The organism is Nocardia sp. NPDC056100 (assembly GCF_042266325.1).
Taxonomy (GTDB): domain Bacteria; phylum Actinomycetota; class Actinomycetes; order Mycobacteriales; family Mycobacteriaceae; genus Nocardia.
The window spans coordinates 1,062,465-1,077,846 of the sequence record NZ_JBHJVY010000001.1; the positions used below are offsets into that span (position 1 = coordinate 1,062,465).

The window sequence follows — 15,382 nt, forward strand, 5'->3', positions numbered from 1 at the left end:
GTTCGACGACGCGCCGCTCAGCGTGCTGTCGGTCACCTACTGCGACGACGCGTATTTCGGGTGACCTGATGGAATCAGCCGCGCCCGAGGCCGACCTGCGGCGCTACCGCATAGCGCAGGCGGCATCGACCTTCGGTAGCACCCTCACCGGCACCGCGGCATCGGTCGTCGCGGTGGTGGGGCTCGGAGCCGGACCGCACGCGGTCTCGCTCATCGTGCTCAGCGCGATGCTTCCGACCCTGGTCTTCGGACCGTTCGCCGGAGTCTTCCTGGACCGGGTCAGCCGACCGCGGCGGATGTTGCTGGCAACCGATCTGGTGGCCGCGACGGCGGTGCTCGCGGTCGCGGCCGCCATGTTCGCGGGCGCATTGACCGTGGCGGGTCTGGCGACGCTGTCGCTGATCCTGGGCATGACCCGGGTGGTGTTCGAGGGCGTCTACTTCGCTCATCTGAATACCCTGATGGTCGCCGATCTGGGGCGGGCGCGTGCTGATCTGCAATCCACCACGATGCTGTCGCGTTCGGTGGCCACCTCGGTCGCCGGACCGCTGGTGGCCTCGGTCGGCGCGGCGGCGATGTTCGCCTGTGATGCGGTGAGCTATCTTTTCAGCGCCTACTGCCTGATCCGGCTCGAAGCGCCGGACCGGCGCGCGGTCGAGCAGCGCGACCGGTTCGATCGCGAATTCCTCGACGCCCTGCGGGTTTTGCGAGGTCATCCGCTGCTCGTGGCATTGACGATGTATCTGCTCGTGGGCGGGATGGCCGCGGGCGGGGTCTCCGCCCTGCGAGCGGTGTTCCTGCTGCACGAGGTCGCGTTACCCGTTGCGGTGTACGGGATTCCGGCCGTGGTGGCGACGCTGAGCTCGGCCGGCGGATCGCTGCTGGCACCGCGGCTGCACACTCGCGGGGTGCCGCCGCGGCGGGTGCTCTCGGTCGCGGTATTCGGAGCGGCGCTGGGTGCCATCGCACTGCCGATCGCGACGGGACCGGCGGTGGCCGTAGTGCTCGCCGCCGCTCTCGGTGCGGCGGTGCCCATGTTCTTCGGCGCGGTGCTCAATATCGCGCTGGTGACGGTGCTGTGCGACGGTATCGGCGACGGCTACTTCGCCCGCATCGGCGCTCTGCTGGCGACCGGGACCACGGCGGCGGGTCTGGTCGGCGCGCTGCTCGGCGGCGAAGTCGGCGAAAGATTCGGCGCCCGTACCGGAATCTGGGTCTTCGTGGCCGCCGATCTGGTCGCGGCCGTCATTTTCCTCGCGACCGTGGGCCGCACGACAACGGGCAGTGACAACGATGTCGAGCCGATACCGGAGGTGGCGCGATGAACGCCGAATATCCACCCGCTCCCTGCTCCGCGTCGCGAGATGTCCTGCACGGCATATCGATTCCGGATCCATATCGCCGACTCGAAGATCCGAGCGATCCGGAGGTGCTGGCCTGGGCGGCGGCACAGCGGCAGTTGGCCGGGGAGTATCTCGCCGGGCTGCCCGGGCGGGCGCGATTGCGGGAGGTGCTGCGGGAGATCATCGTGCAGGGACCGGTCGCATCATCGGTGAAAATCGCCGGTGCGCAACGATTCCGGGTCTCGCGGCCACGCCCGGGATCACCCTGGGAACTGCAGATCGACCGTGGGTCGCACGATGGCTGGCGAACGCTGATCGATGCGGCGGCATTGGGAGCCAATGCGATCCTGCGCCGCTGGGTGCCGTCACCGAACGGCAGATACGTGGTCGTGCAGGTGACTTCCGGCGGGGCCGAGGATACGACTCCGCTCTCGCTGATTGATACCTCGACCGGCGACGTCTTGAAGACATGTGCGTCGACGCGGTATTCGCCGGTGGCGTGGCTGGCCGACGAAACCGGATACTTCTATGTGCGTCGTCACGATAACCGTTGCGGCAGTGGGGTATACCGGCATCGGGTGGGTACACCGACCACTTGCGATGAACTGCTCGCCGGTGACGACGACCCGATGGGGCGGTTCCATCTCGCCCTCTGGCAGGACCGATGGCTGGTCATCACCGCCCGCACCGGCACCAGCCGGGCAACCCGGGTATCCATTGCGGATGTGGCGGCCGGTGATTCACCACAGCCACTCGACCTCGGCGGACTCTCCTCGGCGGGAGTCGTGGTGGACGACTCGGGTCGAATACTCGCGATATCCACGGCCACATGCGAATTCGGCCAATTACTCGTCGCCGATCCGCTGCCCGGCGGCGGGTGGGGTTCCTGGCGGACGCTCGTCGAAGGCAGGGAGCCCGCGGTACTGGCCGCCTTCGCCCTGGCCCCGACCGACGATGGCGACCGGCTGGTGCTCCTTCGCACGCGCGACGGCTATTCCGAACTATCGGTCCACGAACCACGGTGCGGCACTTGGCTACTCGATGCCGATCTACCTGGTGCGGGCACGATCGCCGCGATAGAACCCACGGACGAACCCGGCGTACTCGCCCTGAGTTACACCGACTGGATCCGGCCGCTCGGAAAATGGCGACTGAGCCTGCTGACCGGACAGGTCGAACCAACCGATCCCGCACCGCGGGCGCTGTCCGGAATCACCGTCACCAGAACGACTTACCGTTCCGGCGACGCCACCGAGGTACCGGTAACCGTGCTGGCCCCCGCCGGACCGCAACTCCCCCGGCCCGCCATCCTGACCTGCTACGGCGGCTTCGGAATCACCATCCGCCCGGACTATCAACCCGATGGACTGGCCTGGGTGCTGGCGGGCGGAATCATGGTGATCGCGGGCGTCCGCGGCGGTGGCGAGCGTGGTCGCCGCTGGCATCGAGACGGTGCGGGTCCGCACAAGCTCAACGCCTTCGCCGATCTGCACGCGGCCGGTGACTGGCTGGTTGACACGGGGTTGACCCGTCGCGGTGAGCTGGCGCTACTCGGCGGCAGCAACGGCGGCCTCATGGCGGTCGGTGCCATGGTGCAGCGCCCCGGCGATTACGCCGCGGTCGTAAGCGCCGCCGCCCCACTGGACATGGTCCGTTATGAACGCTGGGGCCTGGGCCGAGCCTGGCGCGAAGAATACGGCTCGGCCTGCGACCCCGCGGCCTTGCACGTACTACTCCAGTATTCGCCGTATTACACCGTCACCACTCGCAGCGGCGAACAGGCGCAACCCTTTCCAGCCGCCCTGTTCAGCACCGGGGACCATGACACCCGAGTCCCGCCGCTGCACTCCTACAAGATGGTCGCCGCCCTCCAACGAGACTGCGCCGCACCGGTTCTCCTGGATGTGATCGCGGGCAAAGGCCACGCCGGAGGCGGCCACGACGCGGCCGAAGCCCTGATCTCCCTGCTCGCCTTCATCGCCCACCACACGGGACTGCGGCTGGAAACCCCGGAAGCCGCAGGTGGTGATCGCCAGCCGCCTCCCCGCATCGAAGGCCATGGCGATGGAGACTGAACCCGGAACGTCCGTACACCGTAGTGGTGTCAATAACCGACGATTCGAGGATCACCATGCGGATACCGTCCCGTCTGCTATTTGTCGGCGTCGCAGCCACCGGGCTCGCTGTTGGTGCGCTGCCTGCCACGGCCTTGGCTGATCCGGGCAGCGGACTCCAGGCATCGCCGACTGCGCTGCGTGATGGTGGAGCGATCTCCGAGGCGGTTCCACCCGGTGGCTTGATCACTCGGTTCGTGCAGAACCAGGTGACCTATTGTTCGATCATCTGCCCGCTCGCTGTTCAGACCGCCACTACGGCCGGGACCGCGATCGGGCAGGCGCCGGGTGTATTCGCGGCCGCTTCGCAGGTTGATGATCCGGTGACGGCGCTCGGCATCGCTGCGGCTTCTATCACCGGACCCGTGAGTGTCGCGGCGCAGCAGACCATTGTCGCGGACGGGACGATCGTGGCGCCGCGGGCGCTGAACGCGTTCGAGGTGGGTGTGGTCGGGCTGCTCGATATCGGCCCGGCTGCCGCCGCAGGTGGGCTTCCCGCGATCGACCCGGCAATCCAGACCGCTCGGCAGGACACCTACACCGCGATGAACGCGCCGATCATGCCCAATCCCCCACGCACCGTCGCTCCGCATGATGCCGTGCAGGCCGCGGTGATCGGGGTGATCGATGCGGGCGCGGCAGTCGCCTTCCCGGCTTTCAATACCGTCTTGTCCGCGGCGTTCCAAGTGCCCGATGCCGCAGCGCGGGAACTCGCGGCTACCGGCGATCCCGAACAGGCGTTCGCCGCGGGGCTGGACTCGGCGGCAGCTGCGCAAACCGAGGCGCAGACCATCATCGCCGACGCGGTCGACAACGCCGTCGACAAAGTCCTCGCCGCGACGCAGTAGCCCGGATGTCAACGGCGAGAAGGCACCGCAGACCGCGGTGCCTATTTCGCGTGCGGTAAGCTCGCGAAACTTGAGGTTACTCCTCCATTTTCGGCTTTCGGACGATCAACCAGTCGTACGGTGCGGTGGATCGGCAGAGCGGGCCGGGGGGACTGTTCGCATGCGTTGCGGGCCGCGAAAGCGTTGTACTCGGGCCCCGAATCAGGCACACCCGGATACCACCTAGGAGCACCCTTCGTGTCCGTATACCTTTATCGCTGGGGCAAATTCGCGTTCAGACGCAAGTGGATCGTGCTGCCGGTGTGGCTCCTGCTGCTGGTGACGCTCGGCGTCGGCGGCAGCATGTTGAGCAAGCCGATGAGCGATAAGTTCAGCATGCCGTCGCTGCCTTCGGAACGCGCCACCGACATCCTGGATAAGCAGTTCCCGGGTATGTCAGGACAATTCGGCATCGATGCCGTCGGCGGTACGTACGTCATCAAGGCGCCTGCGGGGACGAAGCTGACCGATAAGGACAATGCCGCCGCCATCGATGCGCTGATCAGCGATCTCCAGCACCTTTCGAACGAGGGTCGGCCACTCGTCGCCGAGAAAGACGCCGCGGCACTGAAGAATCCGATCGCGGTGACCAAGGCGATGGGATGTCTGACCGACGCCAATCCGGCGGTGTGCGCAGGTGCGCCGTTGAATGTGCTGAATCATGATGCGCCCGCCACCGTCGCGGTGCTCTCGGTGCCATTCGATATCGCCTCGGCGGCGGATATCACCGATGCGCAGCGGCGGGCCGCCTACGAGGTGGCCGCACCCGCTCGTGCGCACGGGTTGACCGTCGAGATCGGCGGCGCGATCGAGCAGAAGCAGGGGCAGCCGAGCGGGCAGGCCGAGATGATCGGTATGGGGGTGGCGCTGGTCGTCATGGTGATCGCCTTCGGGGCCATCGTGGCGGCGTTCGTGCCGATCGTGACCGCCATCGCCGGGCTCGGCGCGGCCATGCTGGTGATCTCGCTGAGCACTTCGATCATCGAGATACCCAGCTTCACAACGTTTCTCGCGTCGATGATCGGTATCGCACTGTCCATCGACTACGCGCTGTTCATCGTCTCCCGCTACAAGCATGAACTGCGTGTCGCGGAGAGTTCCGAAGAGGCAGCGGGCATTTCGGTCGGGACCGCCGGTTCCGCGGTGGTGTTCGCCGGGCTCACCGTCATTGTCGCCCTCGGTGCGCTGAGCATCGTCGGGGTGAACTTCCTGACGTTCATGGGCCTCGGTGGGGCCGTCGCGGCCTTCTTCGCGGTCCTGACCGCCATCACCCTGATGCCCGCTCTGCTCGGGGCTTTCGGCCGCTTTCTGTTCACGCCGAAGCTGCCGATGGTCGCGCGGCACGACCCGGAGGACGACACCTCGGTCACCATCGGCACCCGGGTGGCTCGCCTGATCGGACGACGACCGTGGGTCGCGTTGACCATCGCGGTGGCGACCCTGGGCGCGCTGGCCGCTCCGGCACTCGGATTGCAACTGGGGCTGCCGGGTGAGAACAGCTTCCCGACCGATTCCACCGTGCGGCAGGCCTACGACATCAGGACGGCGGGGTTCGGCGAGGGCAGCAACGGTGTGCTGACCGTCGTCGCCGATCTGGAGAAGGTGCCCGCCGGCGAACGCGAGGCCGCGGTCGGCGCGCTGCGCGATCGGCTGGCGGGGTTCGCGGAGATGGATTACGTCACCGCACCGCAGCTGAGTGCGAACGGGCTCGGCGTAATGCTCAGCGGCGTACCGAAATCGGGGCCCAACAACCAGGCGACCAAGGATTTGGTGCGCACGGCTCGCGAGGCCGAAGGCGCACTGACCGAGCGGTACGGCATCGAGTACGGAATCACCGGCACCACAGCCATTTACGCCGATATGGATCATGTCCTGCTCGGCAAGATCGTGCCCTATCTCGCGATCGTGGCCGGGGCGGCCTTCGTGCTGTTGATCCTGGTTTTCCGGTCGATCCTGGTGCCGTTCACGGCGGCGCTCGGATTCCTGCTGTCGATGGCCGCGACCTTCGGCGCGACCGTGCTGATTTTCCAGGAAGGCACCTTCGGGCTGATCGCCGATCCGCAGCCGATCATCAGTTTTCTGCCGATCATGTTGATCGGGTTGGTATTCGGGCTCGCCATGGATTACCAAGTGTTCCTGGTGACCCGCATGCGCGAGGAATACGTGCACGGTAAGTCGCCACGAGAGGCGATGATCGCCGGGTATCACCATGGTGCCCGCGTGGTCACCTCGGCGGCGATCATCATGATCTCGGTGTTCGGGTCGTTCCTGCTGGAATCCGATGTCACCGCCAAATCCATGGGGTTCGCGCTGGCCTGCGGTGTCGCTATCGATGCCTTCGTGGTGCGCATGGTGGTGGTTCCGGCGCTGCTGGTGATCATGGGACACCGATCGTGGTGGATTCCGCGGTGGCTCAACCGCATACTGCCCGATATCGATGTGGAAGGGGCAAGGCTGCGTGAGCTGCGGCGGCCGGTGCAGGTCGACCTGCCTGTGCCTGTCGATGCCGTGTATTCCGAGGCAGCCGAACAGGATCGGGTCGCTACGCGCAGCCCCGAGGCGGCCTCCGAACCGCTTGTACCGGTCGATGGGCGGATGATCGGCGGCCACATTCGCCGGGATGACCGGCATCCGGTGCCGGGGGCAACAGTGACACTGATCAGCCAACGCGGACAACAGGTTTCGCGGGCGACCACGGACGTCAGCGGCGGCTATACCATCGAGCCGCCCGCACCTGGCAGCTATGTCCTGATCGTCTCGGCAGACGGACATCAACCAACCGCGGTGAACGTTACGGTGCGCAATGACGGCGTACATCAGCTCGACGTCACGCTGTCGGGATCCGGCGAAGTATCCGGCGTGGTGCGCACGATCGAGCACGAACCGGTGCCGGATGCCACCGTCAGCGTGACCGACCTGCTCGGTGATGTAGCGGGTACCGCCGTCACGGCGGCGGACGGCACGTACACCTGCCATGGTGTGCCCGCCGGAACCTACACACTGGTGGCAGTCGCCGCCCGAATGCGGCCCACGGCAACAACATTGACGGTCCCCGACAGCGGGCGACTCTGTTTCGACGTCACACTGACGCCGATGGCGGTGTTGTCCGGCACGGTGCGCGGCGGCGGCCGCACGGTGCGCGATGCCAGGGTCACCGTGCTCGATTTATCCGGCGACATCGTCGGCACCGCTCGCACCGATGAAAACGGCCGCTACGCGGTGAGCGGCCTGCCCGACGGCGAGTACACCGTCATGGTTCGCGGATATTCGATGGTGACCGACCAGGTCACCGTCACAGGCTTCGCCGATCACCACCCCCGGCTCGGCTTCGACGAATACGCGCAGGTTCGGTGAGGCCGCTCCCTGATACATCGTGTGCGATGCTTTCCCCATGGTGATCCACGGTGAACGTTCGTCCAGAGTCCGGTTGGCAGCGCAGGCCTTCCTAGGCGTGATGCTCATATCCGCAGGCACAAGCCACTTGACCTTCGCCCGCAACGATTTCCGCGCCCAGGTGCCGTCCTGGTTCCCGCTCGACACCGACTTCGTCGTACTGGCCTCCGGGGTCGTCGAGATCACGCTCGGCGCGGCGCTGCTCGGGGCGTGGAAGCAGCCGCGCCGCGCGCTCGTCGGAGCGATCGTCGCCGCGTTCTTCGTCGTGATTTTTCCGGGGAATATCGCGCAGCTGGTCGAGCATCGCGACGCGTTCGGACTCGACTCCGATGCCAAACGCGCTGCGCGGCTGGTGTTTCAACCGGCGCTCGTGGCGTGGGCACTGCTGGCTACCGACGCGATCGGCGTGTGGCGGCGCAACCGGGCGGTGGCGGCCGCCTAGACGGTCGCCAGACTGAAGTATCAGCTTTTCAATTTATCCACGCGCAACCTCACCGCGCGGTTACCGTCGGAGCGGCACTCGGGTGCCGATCACTCCAACGGGAAGTACAGATGAGGCAAATGAGTTGGGCCGCAGCCACTGTGGCCATGCTGACGATTCCGGTCGCCGCGGCGGCATCGGCGTCGGCCGCAGTCGACAGTGTGAACATGATGCAGGTCCTCACCGGCGCCGGATGGTGCGAGGGCACGGGCAACACGTGCACGATCCTGGTGTCCACCAGCGGCGCGGACGCCCTCACACCGGTCACCATCACCCTGGCTGGCCAGAACGTCGGCACATTCACCCCGCAAGCGGGATCCACCCCCGGCACGGGATCCATCCAATACATCTACCGCTCAAAGCTTCCCGAAGGCATCTACAACCTCACGGCAACCCAGGGCTCGTCATCCAAGTCGATGACGATGCAGAACTGCGTCAACCAGCCGACCGGCAGCTCCACGGCTTCGGCGCAGTGCACCGGAAACAGCATCCTCGGCGTGCTCCTGATGCCACTGATCATCCTCGGCGGTTCCGGGCACACGCAACTCTGAGTGGCCAGGCGACACATGGGGTCCCGGGCGGGACGGCGCGCGAAAGCAGCCCCGCGCCGGGCCACCCGCCCACTAGGCCAAGGGTCAGTGGACAGGGCGAAGTAGTCGCGATATTGGTCGGTTTGGATTCTGCGCACACACGCTGATCGAGTCAGGATCTCCGTCGAGGATTTCGAAGCCATCATGCGCCCCGTCCTTTGAATCACGGATTTCGGGCGCGCGTTCACGCAGATGCGCTGAGCAGGTAACGGGCAACCCGCCCGAGACCATGAACCACATATGCGAGGGACTGATTCTTCGAGGGCTGTGCGGGGTACGAGCTTCGGAAGCTACTGGATCGAGGTCAGCGCCGACGATCACGATCGACAGGCGTTGGAAGGTGTGATCGCCGAACGTGGGCGTACGGGACCAAAGTCGATGCACATGGACGATGCGACAGTGCGTCTCGCCGGCGACAAGGTCGAGGTGAGCATCGGAAACACACGAGTAGGCGAGTTGGGCGCAGCGGACGCGGCGGGATTTGCACCGGTGATAGAGCTGGCGGGTTGCCCGATCGAGTCGAGCGGGATCGTTGTCATAGATGCCGACGGACATCCTGGCTCGCACGTCAAGCTGTACCTGCCGAGTCCAGATATGCTCCTGCCCGTCAATGCATTTGACACATCCGTGCCACTGTTCCCAGCACATGATCGGGCTGGAGGGGTAACCCTGGCGCGACGTAAGTCCGACCATACTCTGATAAAGACAGCCACAGCCTCATGGTGGTCAGGGATACCCAGGTCCGCGTGGGTTGTCCTCACTCGATCCAGACTTGAGATCACGGCGACGATTGATGGGCTCACACTTCCTCGCCTGAACCCGGATCGAACGATGGAGCTCCGATCAGCTTGGGATTCACAACATCCCGAACACGACCGGTTACAGCTCGAGGCATGCGTGTACGAGATCAAGGCAGGGCTTCAGATGGTCGTCCGACACCAGTTCGTCTGGTAGCAACGCGAACATGCTGGCGCGGCACCCGATTCACGATTCGCATCGTTCCGACAGCGACATCAGATTCGCCATCGAAGACTCCTAAGCCATGAGGCGGCGGATCCGAATCCACTCCCGGCGTGGTTGCCAAAAGAAACTCTGTCTCCGGCAACCACTCCAGTCTCGGCAGGATGTCCGAGGTGAGAGCTATGTAGCCATGTGGGTCCGACGACTAATTGGACGTCTAAATCGTGTCGGGGCCGGTCGGCAGATCCTGTAACTGCAGGATGTCGTCAAGCAGTCCTCGGATCGCATCACAGTATCCACGAACCCACCTGTCCGACCGCCGGTACGAAATGTGGTCGAAGTTAATGGGAGCCGCAAACTCACCCAGATCCTCCGCAAGTTTCCAAACGAAGTCGAATGTCCGCGCATTCGCCAGCGTCTGGGGTTGGTCGGGGTTCGCTGCCTCCTCCGCTTGTTGCACAAGGAAGAACTCTGCGTTTTTCCTATGGAACCGGATCCATGCCTCAACGTCACCGCTGTGGCGTGTGGCGATTTCCTCGAGGTGGTGCCACGGCAGGTCCGGGATCCGCTTCAACGCTGCGACGCGGCCGTGGTCGTACTCCTGTTGGACCTGAAGCCGCAGTTGCGCCTTCGCCTGCTCAACGAGTTGCGTGATGTCTGGTTCAGTGCCGGATTCTTTGGCAAGCATGAACCGCCGCGTTCGCGTGTAGGAGGTGCCATTGGCTTCAGCAGCCGCGCGAATCGCTTTCTTGAAAGCCTTGTTCTCGGTCATCATTCCGTCCCTTTTGAGTTGGGCAGAACCCCACGCGCTCTGCCACATTGCCAGTGGGGTGCGGAATAAATCTGGTGTACACGAGGAAGGCCCCCTTGTCCTCTTTGCCAGCGGCCCCTGCGTGGGCGGGATTGCGGCTCGGAATCCGGCCGGTGTACGCCAGCCAGTCACGATGATAGCGGCAGAGCCAATATTTGGCGGACAAACCTCAGAGATCCGCCGACGCGGGTTTTCGCGGTCCCCGCCGCCGCCAACAGCGCTGCCGCCACACAAAGGACGCGCAGGAAAGAGGTTGCTGCACAAGCTGATTCGCCCCGAGTTTCGCCACCTCGGGGTGCCAGGTCACCATCTCCAAGTTCCATTGCACCACTCACCCTCGTCACCACAGGCGATCTCAGCCGCCCAGCCGACCCGATGGAGTGGCCGCTGACCTAGTGGGTAGTGATCTCGCACCTACCAAACCGAGGTCTTGCGAGGCAGCCGCGACTGTTCGCACAGAAATCACCGACTCAGGGTGTCCGATCTATGACTACGACTGTGCTTCGCTGCGGCTTGCGGCGGCACAGCGGCACCTGGGTCGAAGTGATTCTTACGCCCTGTTGTTTCGAGCAGGGTCTGAATCGGCGGTCGTACCAGAATCCGGTTACCGATTCATCGCTGGTCGGTAATCACCACTCGGTGTTGCAACTCTCGTGTCTTGGTCACGACCCCAACCTTCAGACGAGCCGGTTCAATTGGGTGTTGGGCTAGTTCGTCAGGAGGTCCGCGATGGTGAGTGCTTCGGGGAGGGTCCAGGTTGCGGATTCCGCGGCGAGTAGCTGGTCCCAGGAAGGGGCTCCGGCGCTGGCGCGGGCTGCGGCGTCGGCGCGGACTTTCAGTGCGAGCATGCCGATTCGCGTGAGGACGGCGAGGTTGAGATGTCTGGCGGCGACTGCGGTTTCGCCGGCGATTGCTGCGGCTGCGGTTTTCGAGAGGCTGATTGCTCCGGCTGCGGCGTGGGCTGCGAGGAGCATTTCTCGGTGGTTGGCGGCCGCGGAGGTCGCCAGGCGGGCGGTGCCTGTGGAGCGGTAGGACCGGAGGTGGGTGTGGGTTCGGATGACTACCTCGGTGGCGAACATCCCTAGGCCGGGGGTTAATAGTCCGGAGCGGAGGTTCAGCCCGTCGCCGGAATTTGTGCCGGCGTAGGCGTCGTAGGCGAATTTCCGCAAGTTGGCGTCCGGCATCTCATAGAGAAGAGTCCAGCCCGGCAGGGGAAGATTCATCGGGGTGACAAAGTCTGCGGCCCAGTGCTTCAGCAGAAGTGCTACTGCGAGATGCGGTTCGGAGGCTTGGGCGAACGGCAGGCCCGAACGGGTTGTCGTGGCGAATCCGGCCATACGCTGTCCGCCGTCCCACCATGTGCCTTCGAAGACTCCGGTGCGAACTTGATTGAGAGCGGCGAAGAACCGGCCGATATCGTGGCCAGCGGATCGGACACGATGTGCCGGACCGCCGAATTTCGGACCGGTGTAATCGATGGGGAGACGGGCGGCTTCCTTCTCCCACCGGCGCAGCAGGTCGGTCTTCTTCAACAAGGACAGGCCACCGAGAACGGCGGCGTCCACGCGGCTATCGTAGAGATTGCCGAGTGCGCCGATGAGCGCGGAGATGCCGACGACGACCAGGTCACTTCGTTCCCACGAAATGCGTTGGGCCGCACGCCATTCATCGAGTTGCGCGAGCGCGATCGGGTCGAGGATGTCGGCGATTTCGGGCTCGCCCCAGCCCTCGGCTACACGGCGCTGTTGCTGGCGGGCGGTGAGTTCGGAATAGGTGAGCTCCGCTGGAGTACTCGCGATGCGATCTCTCGCCACGTGGTCGGTCGGGGTTCCTGAAAGCGCTGCCGCGGCAATCTTTTCGATGTCGTCGAGGTCGCGGGTGAGGGCATCCAGGTTGCCGATGTAGTCGGCATCGATCGGTGAGGTCCGGTCGCCGGAGTCACCGCCGGCGGTACTCACGCCGCGTCCTCGAGATCGTCCGCGAGGATGGAAACTCCCTGGGCAAGACTTTCGACGGTCTTCTTCTCGCCCTCGAGGTCTTCGAGTTCGGCGAGCAAGGCCTGAAGCTCGTCATCCTCGGGGCCGGTGACACGTTCCTTGAGCCGGTCGGCGACGACGCGGAAGCGGGCAACGCGATCCTCGGCCGCGACGCGCTGATCTCGCTCCGCGTTCACCTCCGCCTGCTTGGCCTCGAGCTGCGCACGAAGAATGTCAATTCGTTCGGCGAGGGTCACGACGGTCCTGCCGAGGTTGGTGACTCGCTCGCGCAGACTGACAATGACGGCCTTCGCCGCTTCTTCGTTGCCGTCGACATCGCGGAGTACGAGTTGGGTCACGACGTGCAGCCGGATGGCGTCGGCCGCGATGCGAGCCGCGGTGAGCCCGGAGGCCTTTCCGGCAAGCGTGGCCGCCCCGGCTCCCACCGCACCACTCAAGCCGGTGATGACGGCGGCACCACCGGCCATGCCGAGACCACCGGCAGCGAGGGAACCGCCACCGATCGCGGCCAAGCCCGCCGAAGTCGCCACCGCGCCCGAATAACCGAGAACGATCGCCCCGTACGCGCCCGCGATCGCGGGTGCGGCGAGGCCGCCGGTCAGAACGCCGAGTCCGAGGCCCGCCCCGGCCAGAAGCGCAATTTTGCTCCAGTTACCCGCCTTCGACAGCTTCTTGATCGCATCCTTGTACGCGGTTTCCACAGCATGAAGGTCTTCCGGATGCAATTGACCCATCGATTCATGAGCCGCCGTGAGGACCTCGGCGCGAACGGCCTTCTCCCATTTGCCCTCGACCCATGGCTCGAACCCATACAGGTCGATGAGCAGAAGGAGAGCTCGCGACCTTCTCGCTACGACCGAGAAGATCTGTGGCCCAGCGGATTCGAGCGCCTCGAGATTCGGAGACTCGCCCTGCACGAGGATCTGATCAACGGCCTCGGCAACCGCGGGTGACCAGTCTTCCCGGTCGCGCTGCTGGATCGCCGCGACCACGTTGTCACGGAAGGCATTACGGACTTCTCGCTTGGACGACAGGTTCTTGCCCTTCGATGCGGCGATGTCGCGCTGCATCATCCGGTATTGCCAGACCGTGAGGATGAAATCCTCGTCGGGAGTGAGGTCGAGCTTCTTCTGCACCTGTACCGCGTCCATGCGGTCGACATTAGCCAGACGATGCGATCGGAAAAAGCTGTTTCGATCGAAAGTGGTTCCGGGCGCGGGCATCTACGCGGCATCGAGCCGCGAAGACCGTCAGTTCGATCTCTCCCTGTGGGTGCACGGGGACGGCCCCGCCCGACTCCCTCGAGGCATTGCTCAGCTTTCCCCTGCCGCGGCGAGCCGCGCTTTACTGTTGCGCCTCTTGTTCCGCACCCGCCGCTGTTGTTTGATCTCGGGGTACGAGCCCGCCAGCTCAGTCGTGCGGATGTACGCCAGTACGGTGTCCGTCGCGTCCTCCAGTCGTCCGAGTTTCAGCTTGTGATACAGGTGAATCGCAGAGTGACAGGCTCGGCACACCGGACTTAAGTCGGCATCCAGTTCGCGACCAGCGCCCGACCTGGCATATGTCCTGTGATGCAGCGTGATATCCAGAATCGTTCCGCAGCCGGCGCACTTCCTTTCGTGAGCTGCGAAATACTCGCGCCGCCGCTGCGCCCACGCATCCGACGCGATGTAAACGTCGTACTTCATCCCTCGAGCGCTACGCCGAGCCTTGGTGCCGGGCGATGCCTTCGACGCAGCCTTCTTACGTCGGCGTTCGCACTGCTCTGGGGTCTCCAGAGGATGGGCACCCGGCTCCCCCGTGGTCCGCACATGGGCGAGAACAATATCCGTGTTCGAAGCAAGGCTGCCCGACTGTTTCGCCTTATGGTAGGCGCCAATCCCCGTATGGCACGGCTGGCAGACAGGCACGAGGTCACTGTCCAGCTCAGCGCCCTTTCTGGCGTAGGTCTTGTGATGAAGCGAAATCCCCTCTCTCCCACCGCATCCCGAACACTTCTTCTCGTGCTTGGTGAAGTAGTCGCGCCTCCGGTTCACCCACCACGATGACGCGATGTAGGTTTCATACACGCTGCGCGGCTTCGTCGGCGGTAGCCCCTGGGCTACGCGTTGCGCCGCCCTTGCCTCCTGCCGCTCTCGCCGCTTCGCACCCTTGCTCATTGTCTGCAGCGCCGGCAACCCCTCCGCCTCGCGCCGCGCGTCGCGGCGCGCCTTTCGATCGGCCAGCATTTCCGACCGGCCGGGTTCAACGTTCCGTTTGCCCACTTCACCCCTCTCGCTCCACTTTTCGAGGCGTACAACGCCCAAAAGTAACCGCTGGTTCCGACCACCTTCATGCGACATAGAACCGATTGGGGGACAACGATTCTGGCAATCCAGCCAACCCAGCATGCTTCGCTGCAAGCCAACTCGGACACCACGCCGACACGGACAGACCTTTCCCTTACCTACGCCACCGGTGCGGATGAGTCACCCAACCCGTGCGGCCACACGGAAGCGTGCACAAACATGCGATATTTCACCGCCTACCGGACCCCGGCGCGGGCGCAGATCTTTGCCCTGATCATCGACAGTGTCACGGGTACACCAGGCGCAGGAAGAACACACTTCCAGCGGTTCGCGTGTCCCGAGACGAGCAGCAGAGCGATCCCGGAGAGTGATGCCGCGCAACCGCCGCGGCATCACCGCACGCTGAAGGCCGCAATCAAGGACTCAATCTACGACGAGACGTAGCCAGCGGAGCCCCTGTCGGGACCTGTGTGTCAGCACAAGATTTCACCATCCGTGCCTAATTTGCGACATATCGG

At 64.7% G+C, this 15,382-nt stretch carries 10 protein-coding genes and 2 pseudogenes; 8 read left to right on the plus strand and 4 right to left on the minus strand.

Annotated elements, in window-relative coordinates:
* The first annotated feature begins 68 nt into the window (after positions 1-68).
* From ACFC0O_RS04855 to ACFC0O_RS04890, 8 genes and pseudogenes are all read left to right on the plus strand, one after another.
* Positions 69-1,325: an MFS transporter gene (locus ACFC0O_RS04855; protein WP_375953900.1), complete on the plus strand. Its 1,257-nt coding sequence runs from the start codon at positions 69-71 to the stop codon at positions 1,323-1,325.
* Positions 1,322-3,418: a prolyl oligopeptidase family serine peptidase gene (locus ACFC0O_RS04860; RefSeq protein ID WP_375953902.1), complete on the plus strand. Its 2,097-nt coding sequence runs from the start codon at positions 1,322-1,324 to the stop codon at positions 3,416-3,418. The genes ACFC0O_RS04855 and ACFC0O_RS04860 overlap by 4 nt, the downstream gene beginning before the upstream one ends.
* A 56-nt stretch (positions 3,419-3,474) precedes the next feature.
* On the plus strand, positions 3,475-4,305 hold the full coding sequence (locus tag ACFC0O_RS04865) for a hypothetical protein (protein WP_375953904.1): 831 nt from the start codon (positions 3,475-3,477) through the stop codon (positions 4,303-4,305).
* A 237-nt stretch (positions 4,306-4,542) separates the two neighbouring features.
* A pseudogene (locus ACFC0O_RS04870) lies at positions 4,543-6,846 on the plus strand (MMPL family transporter); the annotation flags it as partial.
* Positions 6,847-6,954: 108 nt separating this feature from the next.
* Positions 6,955-7,422 (plus strand): annotated as a pseudogene (locus ACFC0O_RS04875) (collagen binding domain-containing protein); the annotation flags it as partial.
* Between the two features lie 15 nt (positions 7,423-7,437).
* Complete coding sequence (locus tag ACFC0O_RS04880) at positions 7,438-7,698, plus strand: carboxypeptidase-like regulatory domain-containing protein (RefSeq protein ID WP_375955947.1); 261 nt, start codon at positions 7,438-7,440, stop codon at positions 7,696-7,698.
* A gap of 37 nt (positions 7,699-7,735) precedes the next feature.
* Positions 7,736-8,179 carry a hypothetical protein gene (locus ACFC0O_RS04885; protein WP_375953906.1) on the plus strand — a complete coding sequence of 148 codons (444 nt, stop codon included), beginning with the start codon at positions 7,736-7,738 and terminating at the stop codon, positions 8,177-8,179.
* 146 nt (positions 8,180-8,325) lie between these two features.
* A complete protein-coding gene (locus ACFC0O_RS04890; protein WP_375953908.1) occupies positions 8,326-8,769 on the plus strand; it encodes a hypothetical protein in 444 nt (147 codons plus the stop codon).
* A 1,216-nt stretch (positions 8,770-9,985) separates the two neighbouring features.
* Here ACFC0O_RS04890 and ACFC0O_RS04895 read toward each other — a convergent pair.
* The 4 genes from ACFC0O_RS04895 to ACFC0O_RS04910 all read right to left on the minus strand — a co-directional run bounded on the left by ACFC0O_RS04895 (position 9,986) and on the right by ACFC0O_RS04910 (position 14,840).
* The gene (locus ACFC0O_RS04895) at positions 9,986-10,540 is read right to left on the minus strand and encodes a hypothetical protein (protein WP_375953910.1); all 555 of its coding nucleotides are present in this window, start codon (positions 10,538-10,540) and stop codon (positions 9,986-9,988) included.
* Between the two features lie 746 nt (positions 10,541-11,286).
* Positions 11,287-12,537, minus strand: coding sequence for a hypothetical protein (locus tag ACFC0O_RS04900; protein ID WP_375953912.1), 1,251 nt, complete (start codon positions 12,535-12,537; stop codon positions 11,287-11,289).
* Complete coding sequence (locus ACFC0O_RS04905) at positions 12,534-13,727, minus strand: hypothetical protein (RefSeq protein ID WP_375953913.1); 1,194 nt, start codon at positions 13,725-13,727, stop codon at positions 12,534-12,536. Before ACFC0O_RS04905 ends, ACFC0O_RS04900 begins: the two co-directional genes overlap by 4 nt.
* Positions 13,728-13,889: 162 nt before the next feature.
* The gene (locus ACFC0O_RS04910; protein ID WP_375953914.1) at positions 13,890-14,840 is read right to left on the minus strand and encodes an HNH endonuclease signature motif containing protein; all 951 of its coding nucleotides are present in this window, start codon (positions 14,838-14,840) and stop codon (positions 13,890-13,892) included.
* Between the last annotated feature and the right edge of the window lie 542 nt (positions 14,841-15,382).